The 13,591-nt window shown below is 59.8% G+C and carries 9 protein-coding genes and 2 pseudogenes; 9 read left to right on the top strand and 2 right to left on the bottom strand.

Annotated features, from left to right (window positions below):
- Nucleotides 1-50 precede the first annotated feature (50 nt).
- The 6 genes and pseudogenes from GKR99_11105 (at nucleotide 51) to acs (ending at nucleotide 8,174) form a co-directional block, all read left to right on the top strand.
- Nucleotides 51-1,220 (top strand): annotated as a pseudogene (locus tag GKR99_11105) (DUF4102 domain-containing protein).
- A gap of 1,116 nt (nucleotides 1,221-2,336) precedes the next feature.
- On the top strand, nucleotides 2,337-3,368 hold the full coding sequence (locus tag GKR99_11100) for a branched-chain amino acid ABC transporter permease (GenBank protein NKB28062.1): 1,032 nt from the start codon (nucleotides 2,337-2,339) through the stop codon (nucleotides 3,366-3,368).
- 4 nt (nucleotides 3,369-3,372) lie between these two features.
- Nucleotides 3,373-4,572 carry a branched-chain amino acid ABC transporter permease gene (locus tag GKR99_11095; GenBank protein NKB28061.1) on the top strand — a complete coding sequence of 400 codons (1,200 nt, stop codon included), beginning with the start codon at nucleotides 3,373-3,375 and terminating at the stop codon, nucleotides 4,570-4,572.
- An 11-nt stretch (nucleotides 4,573-4,583) separates the two neighbouring features.
- Entirely contained in the window at nucleotides 4,584-5,342 is a 759-nt protein-coding gene (locus tag GKR99_11090) for an ATP-binding cassette domain-containing protein (GenBank protein ID NKB28060.1), read from the top strand.
- A gap of 51 nt (nucleotides 5,343-5,393) precedes the next feature.
- The gene (locus tag GKR99_11085) at nucleotides 5,394-6,149 is read left to right on the top strand and encodes an ATP-binding cassette domain-containing protein (protein NKB28059.1); all 756 of its coding nucleotides are present in this window, start codon (nucleotides 5,394-5,396) and stop codon (nucleotides 6,147-6,149) included.
- A gap of 75 nt (nucleotides 6,150-6,224) precedes the next feature.
- Nucleotides 6,225-8,174: an acetate--CoA ligase gene (gene acs / locus GKR99_11080; GenBank protein ID NKB28058.1), complete on the top strand. Its 1,950-nt coding sequence runs from the start codon at nucleotides 6,225-6,227 to the stop codon at nucleotides 8,172-8,174.
- A 340-nt stretch (nucleotides 8,175-8,514) separates the two neighbouring features.
- Here the strand turns inward: acs and GKR99_11075 are convergent, their stop codons facing one another.
- The gene (locus GKR99_11075; protein ID NKB28057.1) at nucleotides 8,515-8,760 is read right to left on the bottom strand and encodes a hypothetical protein; all 246 of its coding nucleotides are present in this window, start codon (nucleotides 8,758-8,760) and stop codon (nucleotides 8,515-8,517) included.
- A 2-nt stretch (nucleotides 8,761-8,762) separates the two neighbouring features.
- On the opposite strand from GKR99_11075, the gene GKR99_11070 reads away from it, so the two are divergent.
- Both GKR99_11070 and GKR99_11065 read left to right on the top strand, forming a co-directional pair.
- Nucleotides 8,763-10,139: a hypothetical protein gene (locus GKR99_11070; protein NKB28056.1), complete on the top strand. Its 1,377-nt coding sequence runs from the start codon at nucleotides 8,763-8,765 to the stop codon at nucleotides 10,137-10,139.
- A 25-nt stretch (nucleotides 10,140-10,164) separates the two neighbouring features.
- Nucleotides 10,165-11,123 (top strand): annotated as a pseudogene (locus tag GKR99_11065) (IS630 family transposase).
- A gap of 39 nt (nucleotides 11,124-11,162) precedes the next feature.
- Here the strand turns inward: GKR99_11065 and miaB are convergent.
- Nucleotides 11,163-12,470 carry a tRNA (N6-isopentenyl adenosine(37)-C2)-methylthiotransferase MiaB gene (gene miaB, locus GKR99_11060; GenBank protein NKB28055.1) on the bottom strand — a complete coding sequence of 436 codons (1,308 nt, stop codon included), beginning with the start codon at nucleotides 12,468-12,470 and terminating at the stop codon, nucleotides 11,163-11,165.
- A 101-nt stretch (nucleotides 12,471-12,571) separates the two neighbouring features.
- On the opposite strand from miaB, the gene GKR99_11055 reads away from it, so the two are divergent.
- On the top strand, nucleotides 12,572-13,438 hold the full coding sequence (locus tag GKR99_11055; GenBank protein NKB28054.1) for a hypothetical protein: 867 nt from the start codon (nucleotides 12,572-12,574) through the stop codon (nucleotides 13,436-13,438).
- The last annotated feature ends 153 nt before the right edge of the window (nucleotides 13,439-13,591 follow it).

Raw genomic sequence — 13,591 nt, 5'->3', positions numbered from 1 at the left:
CCTAACACAGGTTAGGGAATTGGTTAGGGTTCGATCAGGTGGCGAGGGCGATACACAGACTGACGGATCGCGGCTGCAAGTCTGCGAAGGGCCCGAAGCTCTTCAGTGATGGTGGTGGCCTTTATCTGAATGTGGGGAAGTCGAACGCGCGTTCCTGGAGCTACATCTGGCGTAAGGGTGATAAACGCAACGAGATGGGCCTGGGCGGGTACCCCGACGTGTCTCTTGCACGTGCACGGGCGCTGGCTGCCGAATGCCGCGAGTGTGTTGCGGCAGGCGGTAACCCCCTTACGGAACGTCGTCGTACCGAGGTGCCCAGTTTTGGCGAATGCGCCGATCAGTTCATCGCATCAATGGAAGGCCAGTGGAAGAACGACAAGCATCGCGCGCAGTGGCGGATGACACTCGAGACCTACGCAGGCCCAATCCGGCAGAAGAGCGTTGCCGACATTGATACCAATGACGTCTTGATGGTCCTCAACGCCATTTGGGAAACACGGCCCGAGACTGCCTCACGTCTGCGCGGGCGCATCGAGCGCGTTCTTGACTATGCCAAGGCGCACGGCTGGCGAAGCGGCGAGAATCCAGCATTGTGGCGCGGTCATCTCCGGCATGTCCTTCCGGCCCGCTCCAAGCTCACCCGTGGTCATCATGCTGCGATGCCCTATCAAGATGTCCCTGCCTTTATAGAAAAGCTGCGCGCTCACGAAGCCGTCGCGGCCCGCGCGCTCGAATTCCTGATCCTCACATCGGCAAGGTCTGGCGAAGTGCGGGAGGCCAAGTGGGATGAGCTCAACCTCGAGACGAACGTTTGGACCGTCCCAGGTTTTAGGATGAAGTCGGGTATTGCGCATCGCGTGCCCCTGTCAAAACCAGCGCTGGCCATCCTCAACGACCTTAGTGCACAGCGGATATCCGACTACGTGTTTCCTGGCCAAGTTGAGGGGAAAGCCATGTCTAACATGGCCTACGCCATGTTGATGCGGCGGATGAAACTCGGCGAATACACCGTTCATGGTTTTCGGTCGTCTTTTCGTGACTGGGCTGGAGATGACACATCTTATCCACGTGAACTGGCAGAACACGCTCAGGCCCATCAGGTTGGTGGCGAAGGGTACAGGCGCGTCATGGGCGCGAACCTGAAAGCAAGGATCCAAGGGAGGAACCACATGTCCAACTCGAATTTCACGCGGCGTGGTCTGCTTAAAGCAGGCGCGGGCGCAGGGGCCGCACTGGCCACACCGACGCTGTTTACCGGCGCCGTCTGGGCGGCAAGCCATGCAGGCTACACCAACGCGCCGACCGGTTCGACGGTCACGTTCGGATTTAACGTACCGCAGACCAAAGCATATGCCGACGAAGGCGCCGACGAATTGCGCGCACAGGAACTTGCAGTTGAGCACATCAACGGCGGCGGCGACGGCGGTATGCTGAACACCTTCTCGTCAAAAGCGCTCGACGGAACCGGGGTGCTTGGCAAGAAGGTCGAGTATGTCACGGGCGATACCGCAACGTCGTCGGATGTTGCACGGGCATCAGCCAAGTCGATGATCGAAAAAGACGGCGCAGTGATGATCAACGGTGGCTCGTCCTCCGGTGTGGCCGCGACATGGTGAACTCGCTTACCGCTGCCGTGCAATTCGGCTTGCGCGATGCACAGGCCAACAACAAGGACTTCACGATCGTTGTGCCGCTCTACTCGCGTCTTATGGCGCAGGGTGCAGGCCGTGAAAACGTCAAGGGCATCTTCGGTTCGACAAACTGGCACTGGTCGTTGGCCCAGGGCTTCACGACGCAGGCCGGACAGGTTGTTGCGCCCGACCCGGCATCGGCAGCATTCGTGCAGTCGTTTGGCGAAAAATACGGTCAGCCGCCAAGCCAGGCAGCGCACACCTGCTATGTGCAGACGCTGCTCTATGCGGATGCGGCCCAGCGCGCCGGGTCGTTCAACCCCTGCGCGGTCGTCGAAGCGCTGGAAGGCTTCGAGTTCGATGGCATGGGCAATGGCCCGACACTGTATCGCGCCGAAGATCACCAGTGCTTCAAAGACGTGCTGGTCGTGAAAGGGAAAGAGAACCCGGACAGCGACTTCGACCTTCTGGAAGTTGTCGAAGTTACGCCGCGTGCGCAGGTCGAATACGCCGCTGATCACCCCGATTGCGCTGGTGGTGATCTGGGTTCCTGCAACCCCGGCGCCTAAAACCTTTCAACATCCGGGCGGCATGCGCCGCCCGGACCTTCTTGCGATTTGGGCGTGTCGCGCCCAGTATCGTGTCAATGTCAAAGGTCTGCTTTTCAAGTAGATCACGACGACCTTCACCAGAGTCGGTAGGACCATGCAAGAAATCCTTACCCAAGTCATAAACGGCCTCGACAAGGGATCAGCCTATGCGCTCATCGCACTTGGGCTGACGTTGATCTTCGGAACATTGGGCGTCGTCAATTTTGCGCACGGGGCCTTGTACATGCTTGGGGCCTTCGTTGCGGTCACAATGCAACGCCTGCTGAATGTCGGTATCACCGTCGAAGACCCGGTACGCAAAGATTTCCTGGGAAAACCGTTGAAAGTCGATACGCCTTATGTCGAGCTGTGGTTTGGGGAAAGCATCGGAAGCACCCTGATAAACTGGTCGGTGCCGCTGGCGATCATCCTGGCGATTCCGTTCATGATCCTGGTCGGCGTCGTGATTGAGCGTGGCCTTATCAAGCACTTTTACAAACGCCCGCACGCAGATCAGATTCTGGTTACATTCGGCCTTGCAATCGTTTTGCAGGAAGTCGTCAAAGCCTTCTATGGCGCAAATGCCATTCCCGTCTCGGCACCGGATTCGCTGAAGGGATCCTTTGATTTCGGATTGCTGATCGGGTTTGAGGCCAACCAGATTCTATACCCCATCTGGCGTCTGACCTATTTTATGTTCGCGATGATCATCATTGCGCTGGTGTTTGCCTTCCTGCAATTCACCACCTTCGGCATGGTTGTGCGCGCGGGCATGGCCGACCGAGAGACCGTGGGACTTCTGGGCATCAATATCGACAAGCGTTTCACGATAACATTTGGCATCGCCGCGGCCGTCGCGGGTCTGGCGGGATTGATGTATGTGCCGATTTCCCCGCCAAACTATGACGTCGGCATGAACTTCCTGGTGCTGAGCTTTGTCGTGGTCGTGGTCGGCGGCATGGGCAGCCTTCCCGGGGCGGTGCTGGCGGGTTTCCTGCTGGGCATCCTAGAAAGCTTTGCCTCGATGCCGCAGGCACAGGCGATTATTCCCGGCATCAATCAGGTCATCGTCTATGTGGTTGCTGTCATCGTACTACTTGTCCGGCCGCGCGGCCTGCTTGGCCGCGCCGGCGTGATGGAGGATTGATCCCGTGTTTGGTCTAGAGAAAAAAGACACCAAGCTGCTTTGGGTCGTGGCGGTTCTGACTTTGGCTGCTCCGTTCATTCTGAACCCCTTCCCCGAGGCGTCGGCGCTGGCGCAATTCAACGCTGGCTATCCTGACCTGATGCAGCGGTTCATCATTTTCGGGATATTCGCCATCGGCTTCAACATTCTGTTCGGGTTGACCGGATATCTGAGCTTCGGTCACGCGGCGTTTCTTGGTGTCGGCAGCTATTCTGCCGTCTGGATGTTCAAACTGCTCAGCATGAATGTCGTCCCGGCAATAATTGCCGCGGTGATTATTGCCGGCATATTCTCGCTGGCGGTTGGCTATGTCTCACTGCGCCGCACAGGGATCTATTTTTCCATTCTGACGCTGGCATTTGCGCAGATGGCCTATTCGCTGGCATTCTCGGTCCTTTCGCCGATCACAAATGGCGAAACCGGTTTGCAGATCACACTGCGTGATCCGCGCATCCTGGGTGTCTCGGCCACCGAGGATGGGTCGATCCCGGTTGCCAATCTGTTCGGGCTGAACATGCGCTCCAACTATGAACTGGAATTGGGCGCCTGGGTGTTCAACTTCGGTGTTGGATACTATTTCTGTGCGGTCATCCTGCTGGCGTCGTTTTACCTGGCGATCCGGATTTTCAGGTCGCCGTTCGGCATCATGCTTCGGGCGATCAAGTCAAATCAGCAACGTGTCCACTACACCGGCTTGAATGCGCGACCATACGCGCTGACGGCATTCGTAATCTCGGGGATGTATGCCGGTCTTGCGGGTGGTCTGATGGCGGCGATGGATCCTTTAGCCGGGGCCGAGCGGATGCAATGGACCGCGTCCGGAGAGGTCGTGTTGATGACAATCCTGGGCGGAACCGGCACGCTTCTGGGACCAATTCTGGGCGCTGGTCTTATCAAATATCTTGAGAACATCTTCTCTAAGATCAATGACAACGTCCTGCATTCCTGGTTCGCAATTTTCCCGGACGGTATGGAAAACTTCATGGTGACAATCGTCCATCCGTTCGTCGGAAAGGGCTGGCACCTGACCCTGGGCTTGATCTTCATGGGCGTCATCATCTTCCTGCCGGGGGGCCTCGTCGAATTGGGCCAGCGGATCAACCGCCTGTTTCGCCGCAACAAACCCAAAACAGATGCCAAACCAGCCGTTGAGCCGGCGGAGTAAGGAACGTCATCATGGCAATTCTTGAAGTCAAAGGCGTCAACAAACGCTTCGGCGGGCTGCAGGCCCTGGGGGACGTAAACCTGGACGTGGTCGAGAACACAGTTCACGCGATCATCGGGCCGAATGGCGCGGGCAAGTCGACATTGCTCAACTGTCTGGTTGGCAAACTTATTCCGGACACCGGCAGTGTCATGTTCGACGGACAGTCAGTTTTGGGTCGCAAGCCCCATGAAATCAACCAGATGGGGATCAGCCGCGTTTTTCAGACACCTGAAATCTTTGGCGATCTGACCGTGTTGGAAAACGTCATGATCCCTTGTTTTGCCAAACGCGACGGGGCGTTTCGCATGCATGCCTTTGAATCAGTCAGCGCCGAAAAAGACCTGGCCGAAAAGGCGCGCCTTGCCCTGGAAGACGTCAATATGGGCGACAAGTTGGACATGCACGCTGCCAGCCTGTCACGTGGTGACAAGCGACGGTTGGAAATGGCAATGTGCCTGGTTCAAAACCCACGCCTTTTGCTGCTGGATGAACCGACTGCTGGCATGGCGCGGGCGGACACCAACAACACGATCGACCTTCTGAAAAAAATTCGCGACAAGCGCGATATCACAATGGCGATCATCGAACACGATATGCATGTGGTGTTTTCCCTGGCGGAGCGGATCACGGTGCTGGCACAGGGCACTCCGCTGGTTGAGGACACGCCAGAGAATATCAAGGGCCACCCGAAAGTCCGCGAAGCCTATCTGGGCGAAGTGCAGGTCTGAGGGATTGCGCGAATTGCCACCCGCAACGAGCGCCGAATATGAGGGACGAAAATGAACGCCAATCCTGCCTTTGACAAAAATGCAAATAATGCAGCGACCGCGCCAGCCTATCTGAGTATCTGGAATCTTGAGGCGTTTTACGGCGAAAGTTATATCGTTCAGGATGTAAGCTTTAACATCCACGAAGGGGAAATCCTTGCGCTTCTGGGGCGCAACGGGGCAGGCAAAACATCGACTCTGCGTGCAATCGCCAGAATGGACAATCCGGAACTGAAACGGGGCGAGATTTGGCTGGATCACAAGCCACTGCACAAAATGCAAAGCTATGAGGCTTCGCAAGCGGGCATCGGGCTGGTCCCGGAAGACCGCCGCATTATCGCCGGGCTGACAGTTGAAGAGAACCTCAAACTGGCACAGATCGCCCCGCCCATCGGTTGGTCCCTGGACCGCCTGTATGATCTGTTCCCGCGTTTGGGAGAGCGGCGCAAACAGGAAGGCGTAACCCTGTCGGGTGGCGAACAGCAGATGCTTGCCATCGCCCGCGCCTTGGCACGCGACATCAAGGTGCTGCTGCTGGACGAACCCTATGAGGGCCTCGCCCCGGTTATTGTTCAGGAAATCGCCAAGACTCTGAACATCATTCGCGATCAGGGCATCACCACAGTCATCGTCGAACAGAACGCCGTCACAGCCCTGAAACTGGCCGACCGCGCCGTGATCCTTGACACAGGAACGGTCGTTTACGACGGCTCGGCCAGGGATGTGCTGGAAGACGAGAAACTGCGCGCCGAATACCTGGCGATCTGATCGCCAGCGGCCAACCAAGCGAAGCGGCAACCAGCGCGAGGTAGGCGCGATGCCGTGAACAATGAGGGACCAGACATGACCGATCCGATCTATCCGCCCAGTGACGCTCTGGCCGGGTCCGCCCATATCGACTCCGCCAAATACGATGAGATGTACGCGCAGTCTGTTGCTGATCCGGCGGCGTTTTGGGGGGAGCATGGCAAGCGGGTTGACTGGATGCGGCCTTACACCTCGGTCAAGGACACCAGTTTCGAACACGGCAAGGTCGCGATCAGCTGGTACGGTGACGGCACGCTGAACGTCGCTGCCAACTGTATCGACCGGCATCTGGAAACCCGCGGCGATCAGACCGCGATTATCTGGGAACCCGATGACCCGGATGCGGCGTCAAAACACATCACCTATCGCGAGTTGCACGCCGAGGTTTGCAAATTCGCCAATGTCCTCAAGGCGATGGGCGTGGGCAAGGGGGATCGGGTGATCCTCTATATGCCGATGATCCCTGAAGCGGCTTATGCGATGCTGGCGAGCGCGCGGATTGGCGCGGTGCATTCGGTCGTCTTCGGCGGGTTCTCAGCCGATGCGCTGGCCGCGCGGGTCAACGGCTGCGACGCCGCCGTGGTGATCACCGCCGACGAGGCTCCGCGCGGCGGGCGCAACACGCCGCTGAAGGCCAACGCGGATGAAGCGTTCAGGAAGGTCACCGGCGACGCCAAGATGCTGGTCGTCCGGCGCACAGGCGGCGATGTCGCCTGGAAGGCGGGGCGCGACCACTGGCTGCACGAGATGGCCGCCGAGGTTCCCGCCGATTGCCCGCCCGAGGAGATGGGCGCGGAAGATCCGCTGTTCATCCTCTATACCTCAGGTTCGACGGGGCAGCCCAAGGGCGTGGTGCATACCTCGGGCGGCTACCTCGTCTATGCGGCGATGACCCATGAATACACCTTCGATTACCACGACGGCGATGTCTATTGGTGCACCGCGGATGTGGGCTGGGTGACCGGGCACAGCTATATCGTCTATGGGCCGCTGGCCAATGGCGCGACCACGCTGATGTTCGAAGGGGTGCCGACCTATCCTGATGCCTCCCGCTTCTGGCAGGTGTGCGAGGAACACAAGGTCAATCAGTTCTACACCGCCCCCACCGCAATCCGCGCCCTGATGGGCAAGGGGGATGAGTGGGTGAAGAAGGCCGACCTGTCGTCGCTGCGGCTGCTGGGCACCGTCGGAGAGCCGATCAACCCCGAGGCCTGGAACTGGTATCATGAGGTTGTGGGCGGCGGGCGCTGCCCGATCGTCGACACCTGGTGGCAGACCGAGACCGGCGGCCACCTGATCACCCCCCTGCCCGGCGCCACGGCGACGAAACCGGGCTCGGCCACGAAACCGTTCTTCGGCATCCGCCCGGTGATCCTGGAACCGACCACGGGGCAAGAGATTACCACGACCGAAGCCGAAGGCGTGCTGTGCATTGCCGACAGCTGGCCGGGGCAGATGCGCACGGTCTACGGCGATCATGAGCGCTTCATGAAGACCTATTTCGACGACTATAAGGGCTATTACTTCACCGGCGACGGCTGTCGGCGGGACGCTGATGGTTACTACTGGATCACCGGCCGGGTGGACGATGTCATCAACGTCTCGGGCCACCGGATGGGCACGGCCGAGGTGGAATCCTCGCTTGTCGCCCATGACAAGGTGGCCGAGGCGGCGGTCGTCGGGTACCCGCATGACATCAAGGGTCAGGGCATCTATGCCTATGTCACCCTGATGGGGGGTGAGGAGGCCAGTGAGGCGCTGCGAAAAGAGCTGTCCGACTGGGTCCGCAAAGACATCGGCCCGATCGCCAAACCCGACCTGATCCAGTTCGCCCCCGGCCTGCCGAAGACACGGTCCGGCAAGATCATGCGGCGGATTCTGCGAAAAGTGGCCGAGAATGATTTCGGCTCACTCGGGGATACCAGCACCCTGGCCGAGCCCGAAGTGGTGAATGATCTGATCGCGAACCGGATGAACCGGGGGTAGCGGGCTTTTGGGCCGCGGTCGCTGAGGCGCGAAAGGTCTGGCGCGGACATTGCTCTAAACGAAGTGCAAGCCGGGCGGGTGCCGGACCGGTGGGCAGGCGTCGATACGGGTGCGTTGGGCAATTTATGGTTCAGCGTTGGCCTGTCGTTCTGCGCATTGCGCGACATCTCGAAAGCGCCTGCCCGCCGGGCAGACAGGCGCTCGCCCGGCGCCCTTGCGGGCTTGTTCCGGGCGAAGGGATGCGCGGTGCCAATATCCAATCTGCCAATATCGAAATACGATATTCTTCCCGCTCAGTAATCCGACGCGTAACCAGTTCTGCGGATAGTCGCCACCGCGCCTATGACGCGCGCATTTGCGCAACATCGTCAAGCCAGCAGGACACCAATGACAGTTCGTCCTTCGGGAATATGCCCATGCGGACCATTTCTTCATAACACAGCATCAAATTCACGCCCATTGAAGCGAACCCCGGCTTCAGGTGCAGATCCTCTAGGTTTTTTGTAACTGTCGCGGTCATGCTATAAAGGCGCTTTTCTTCTTCGAAGTCCTGTCTGATGTCATGAGCATTTCTGACCTGCAGCATTGTTGCTGGGTGCGAGTGAGTATTCCCCGGCTACGGGCAGCAATGCTGCCGAGATTACCGACCTGCAGGACCAGGTGCGCGACCTGCGCCCGCAATTGGGGCGCGCGCAGTCGGACATTGATGCCGCGCGGGGTGACCTAGCCGCCGCCGGGGCGCAACTGCCACAGGCGCGCAGGGCCGCGTTGGAGGGGTTGCCCGGCGGCGTCCATGCGCGTGCTTTTGATCGGGTCGCTGAGCGGAATGCGGAACTTGCGCCCTGGGTGGACCGCAACGGCGATCTGAAGCGGGAGGTGGTGCGCGAAGAAGCCGGGCGCATGCTGCGGGCCTACCAGCGCTATGCAAATCATGATCGTCGCGCCAAGGCCCTGGCGCTTTTAGGCGACAAGAACGATCCGCAGGCCCGGGCGGCCTTCGACACGGCAGAACGGGAAAGGGCCAAGGCCCGGGGCGAATTGGAAGCTGGCGGCTGGAATTTCGGCGACGATGCCAAGATCAACCTGCCGGACAGCCCGGTTGGCAAGGGGTTTGCCCATGCCTTCTCGTCCAATTCTGTTTCGCGGCGCGAACGCAAGGCCAAAGCGGATTGGGACACGGCCTATGAAAGCCCCGATTCCACCGTCGCCCGACTTTCAGAGGCCGCGAAAGGTCAGGAAGCGATCGCCACAGTTATGCAGGCGTTGGGATTTTTTTCGCCGAGCGTCTTCATAGGGCCGGGCCGGCCATCAACGCAGGTCGCCGAAGAAAAATCTGACGAGGCCAAGGAGGCCGACAAACGTGCGGCCGCGGTTGTCCGGGCAATCGACGAATTTGTTGCCAAACACAGTGTTCCGGGGCGCCGCGCGGCATTGAAACGCGCGCTTTTGGAAGGGTTGGTCGGCCTTTCCGAAGCGACGATCAGGAAGTTGCTGCAAGATGCTGCCTCGACCTTTGGTCCCTATGACCTCGACCCGGAAAAGATTATCGGCAGGGTCATGGATCTGTTCCAGGAAGGTGCGCGCCAGATTAACGCCGTGGACGGTGCGGCGCGGGCTGCGCTGGCCAGGGTGGAGGCGATGCGCGGGCTTGCCGAAGGTCTGCTGGCCGCAGGCGGTTCGGTGACCGAGGAGGTGATCAAGAACGCCTCAGCAGGGTATGAAGATGCCCTGGCCAAAGCCGCCGCCGCGCTTGACGCGCAACAGGCCGCAGCAATGGCGCGCGGTCACACGTGCGAAAACAACAAACCGTGGGATGTTTCCATCCCACGGTCCGGCCCCCACCCAGGAGGCGACTGCAATCATCTGTCATCTTTGACAGCCTGCGCATTTCAAGCCCAGAATCACGCTAAAGCGTTTCGGCTTGAACCTGAATCGCGAGGGATTCCCTTGAGACCTGATCTGTGATTCATCCTGTTTGGGAGGATGGATCATGTCAGCACCTTTGCCATCTGCGCTTCGGATACGGTTTCAGAGATACATTGAAGAAGGGTTGAGCGGGCGCGCGGCGGCGTTGCGGTTGAAGCTGTCGCCTGCCACAGGCGCGCGGTGGGCGCGTCAGGTGAGGATGAAGGGTCATGCGGAACCTGCCCGGCAGGGACCGCCGCGCGGCAAGGGAAAGCTGGCTCCGCATCGGGAATTCTTTGAGGAGTTGATCGCACAAGACCCTGACATCACGCTCTTTGAGTTGCGTAATGCGCTGGCCGATGCAGAGGGTGTGCGGGTGCATCACTCCTCCATCGCCAACCTTCTGTCCCGGCTCGGCTTCACGTACAAAAAAAGTCGCTGGTCGCAACCGAGCGCCGCCGCGCCAAGGTAAGGCAGCAACGGGCCGACTGGTTCAGATACCGCTCGCCAGCCATTGCGACCTTTCCTGAGCGCGTTGTCTTTATTGACGAAACCGCAGTGAAGACAAACCTCACGCGCCTACGCGGCAGAGCCAAGCGCGGTAAGCGCCTGACGATGGATGCGCCCTTCGGAAGCTGGGGAACCCAAACCTTGATCGCGGGCCTGACCCAAGGCGCGCTGATCGCACCTTGGGTCATCAAGGGAGCGATAGATGGCCCCGCCTTCGCGGCCTACATCCGCGAAGTGCTGGTCCCCGAGATCAACCCCGGCACTGTCGTCATTCTCGACAACCTGGCAACCCACCGGAATAAGGAGGCGACGCAGGCTTTACGCAATCACGGCTGCTGGTTCCTTTACCTGCCACCGTACTCGCCCGACCTGAATCCCATCGAGCAGGCCTTCTCTAAACTGAAAGCCCATTTGCGACGGATCGGGGTCAGGTCCTTTACCCAGGTCTTCGAAGCAATCGGAGCAATCTGCGATCTCTACGACCCAGTAGAATGCTGGAACTACTTTAAGGCCGCCGGATATGTCTCAGGTTAATGTCGAAACGCTTTAGCACATTTTTGACGCAATACAACCCTAGGTTGCAACTTCTCCGCCAAGCGAATTCGCAGAGCTTTGCGTTATGCGCAATTTGCGGATGTCACCCACCTTTGCCGTTGTGTCCGCAAAGACCGCGTGAAGATACTCGGACTTGCCGACCATCTGTCCGGCCAGCCGCCCCGGTTTTTCGAATAGAACCGACACGTCGCGCCCGACCATCGCATCCTGCGCCTCTTTTTTCTGGCGCCCCAACAGCGCTTGCAGGCGTGCCAGGCGGTCAGCCTTCTCGGCCGCGGGCACCTCAGTGCGATCAGCGGCGGGGGTGCCGGGGCGGGCGGAGTATTTGAATGAATAGGCTTGCCCATAGCCGACCGTTTCAACCAGCGCCAAGGTGTCGGCGAAATCCGCCTCACTCTCTCCTGGGAAGCCGGTGATGAAATCACCGCTCAGCAACAGATCAGGGCGGGCGGCGCGGATGCGTTCGATCAGGCGGATATAATGCTCGGCGGTGTGGCGTCGGTTCATCGCTTTCAGGATCTTGTCGCTGCCTGACTGAACCGGCAAATGCAGATAGGGCATCAGCTTCTCAACCTCGCCATGGGCGGCGATCAGATCATCGGACATATCGTTGGGGTGGCTGGTGGTGAAGCGAATACGCTCCAACCCGTCAACCTTCGCCAGACGCCGGATCAGCGTTGCCAGCTTCACCCCGTCCGCATCGACATAGGCGTTCACGTTCTGACCCAGCAGGGTGATTTCACGCACGCCGCGTGTGACCAGATCACGAGCCTCGGCCATCACCTTGTCGGCGGGGCGGGAGGCTTCGGCCCCGCGCGTGTATGGGACCACGCAAAAGGCACAGAACTTGTCGCAACCTTCCTGCACGGTCAGGAAGGCGGTCGGGCCACGGGCGGCGCGCGGGCCACGCATGTGATCGAACTTGTCTTCCTCGGGGAAGTCTGTGTCGAGCGCCGGCGCACCGCTGCGCGCCTTGGCCTCCAATTCCGGCAGGCGGTGATAGCTTTGCGGCCCGACGACCAGATCAACCAGCGGCTGGCGGGCCATGATCTCGGCCCCCTCAGCCTGCGCCACACAGCCCGCCACACCGATTGTCAGATCCGGCTTGGCGTCTTTCAACGGGCGCAGGCGGCCCAGTTCGGAATACACCTTCTCAGCCGCTTTTTCGCGGATGTGGCATGTGTTGAGCAGGATCATATCCGCCTCGGCCGCCTGATCCGTCGCCTCATACCCCTGCCCGGCCAGCGTTTCCGCCATCCGTTCACTGTCGTAGACGTTCATCTGGCAACCGTAGGTCTTGATGAACAATTTCTTCTGCGTGGTCATGTCAGACATCCTGATCGGGCCGTCGCGTCCTACACGCCTGCGCGCCGCGCCGCAACGGGCGTGGCTTGCATTGCCGGACCAGCGCGTTAGACGTTTTGGTCATGCGCCACGATGATATTCCGGCATTCCTCGGCTCGCACGCCTCGGCCCTGCAAAAAGGGCCGGTCGCGGTAATCCTGGTCGAGGATCCGGTCGAGGTTGACAGCACCATCCGCCACCATCTGGCCTGTGGGTTTGCCAGCGTCCTGGTTCTGGCCCCGCCAACGCTGGAACTTGCCGATGACCTGGACGACATCGTCCATGTGATCGGCCACAACACCGCCGCGGCGGACGCTGCACCGGCAGGCGTGAACCCGTTGATTTCACGGGCCAAACCGGGAACGTGGTTCTATTACGGCTACAACGCCGAATATCTGTTCTATCCATTCCGCGAAAGCCGCACAGTGGCTGAGATGCTGGCGTTTCATGTTGAGGAGCGCCGCGACGCGATGCTGACCTATGTGGTTGATCTATACGCCGCCGATCTGGGGGCCGCGCCCAATGCGGTCTCGCTGGAGGATGCGCATCTGGACAGCGCCGGATATTACGCTTTGGCCCGCCATGACGCGGCAGGGGCCATTCAGGAACGCCAGCTGGATTTTTTTGGCGGTCTGAAATGGCGGTTTGAGGAACACACCCACCCCAAGCGCCGCCGGATCGACCGCATCGGCCTGTTTCGCGCCGGACCCGGCGTGCGCCTGCTGTCCGATCATCGGATGAGCGTGGCCGAGATGAACACCTTCGCCTGCCCCTGGCACAACAACATGACGGCGGCGGTGGCGTCCTTCCGCACCGCCAAAGCGCTGAAGGCGAACGCCGGAAGTACGTTCGAGATTGAGGGGTTTCACTGGGCGAAATCGGTGCGGTTCGACTGGACCAGCCAGCAGCTGATGGACCTGGGACTGATGGAGCCAGGGAAGTGGTTTTGAAGATGCGCAACCGGCTCGTTTAGCGTTTCAAACGCAACGATAGCCGTGCACTTGACAGCCCGGGGGTTGGCGATTCGACAGAAGTTCGGGGCACTTGGATGGTTGCGTGTTCCCGTCAACTCGGAAGGAAGCGCGAACCTCACCATTCGCCAA

The organism is Paracoccaceae bacterium, assembly GCA_012103375.1.
Taxonomy (GTDB): Bacteria; Pseudomonadota; Alphaproteobacteria; order Rhodobacterales; family Rhodobacteraceae; genus WLWX01.
The sequence above is the reverse complement of the archived record's forward strand: the minus strand, read 5'-3'. Positions and strand labels throughout refer to the sequence as shown.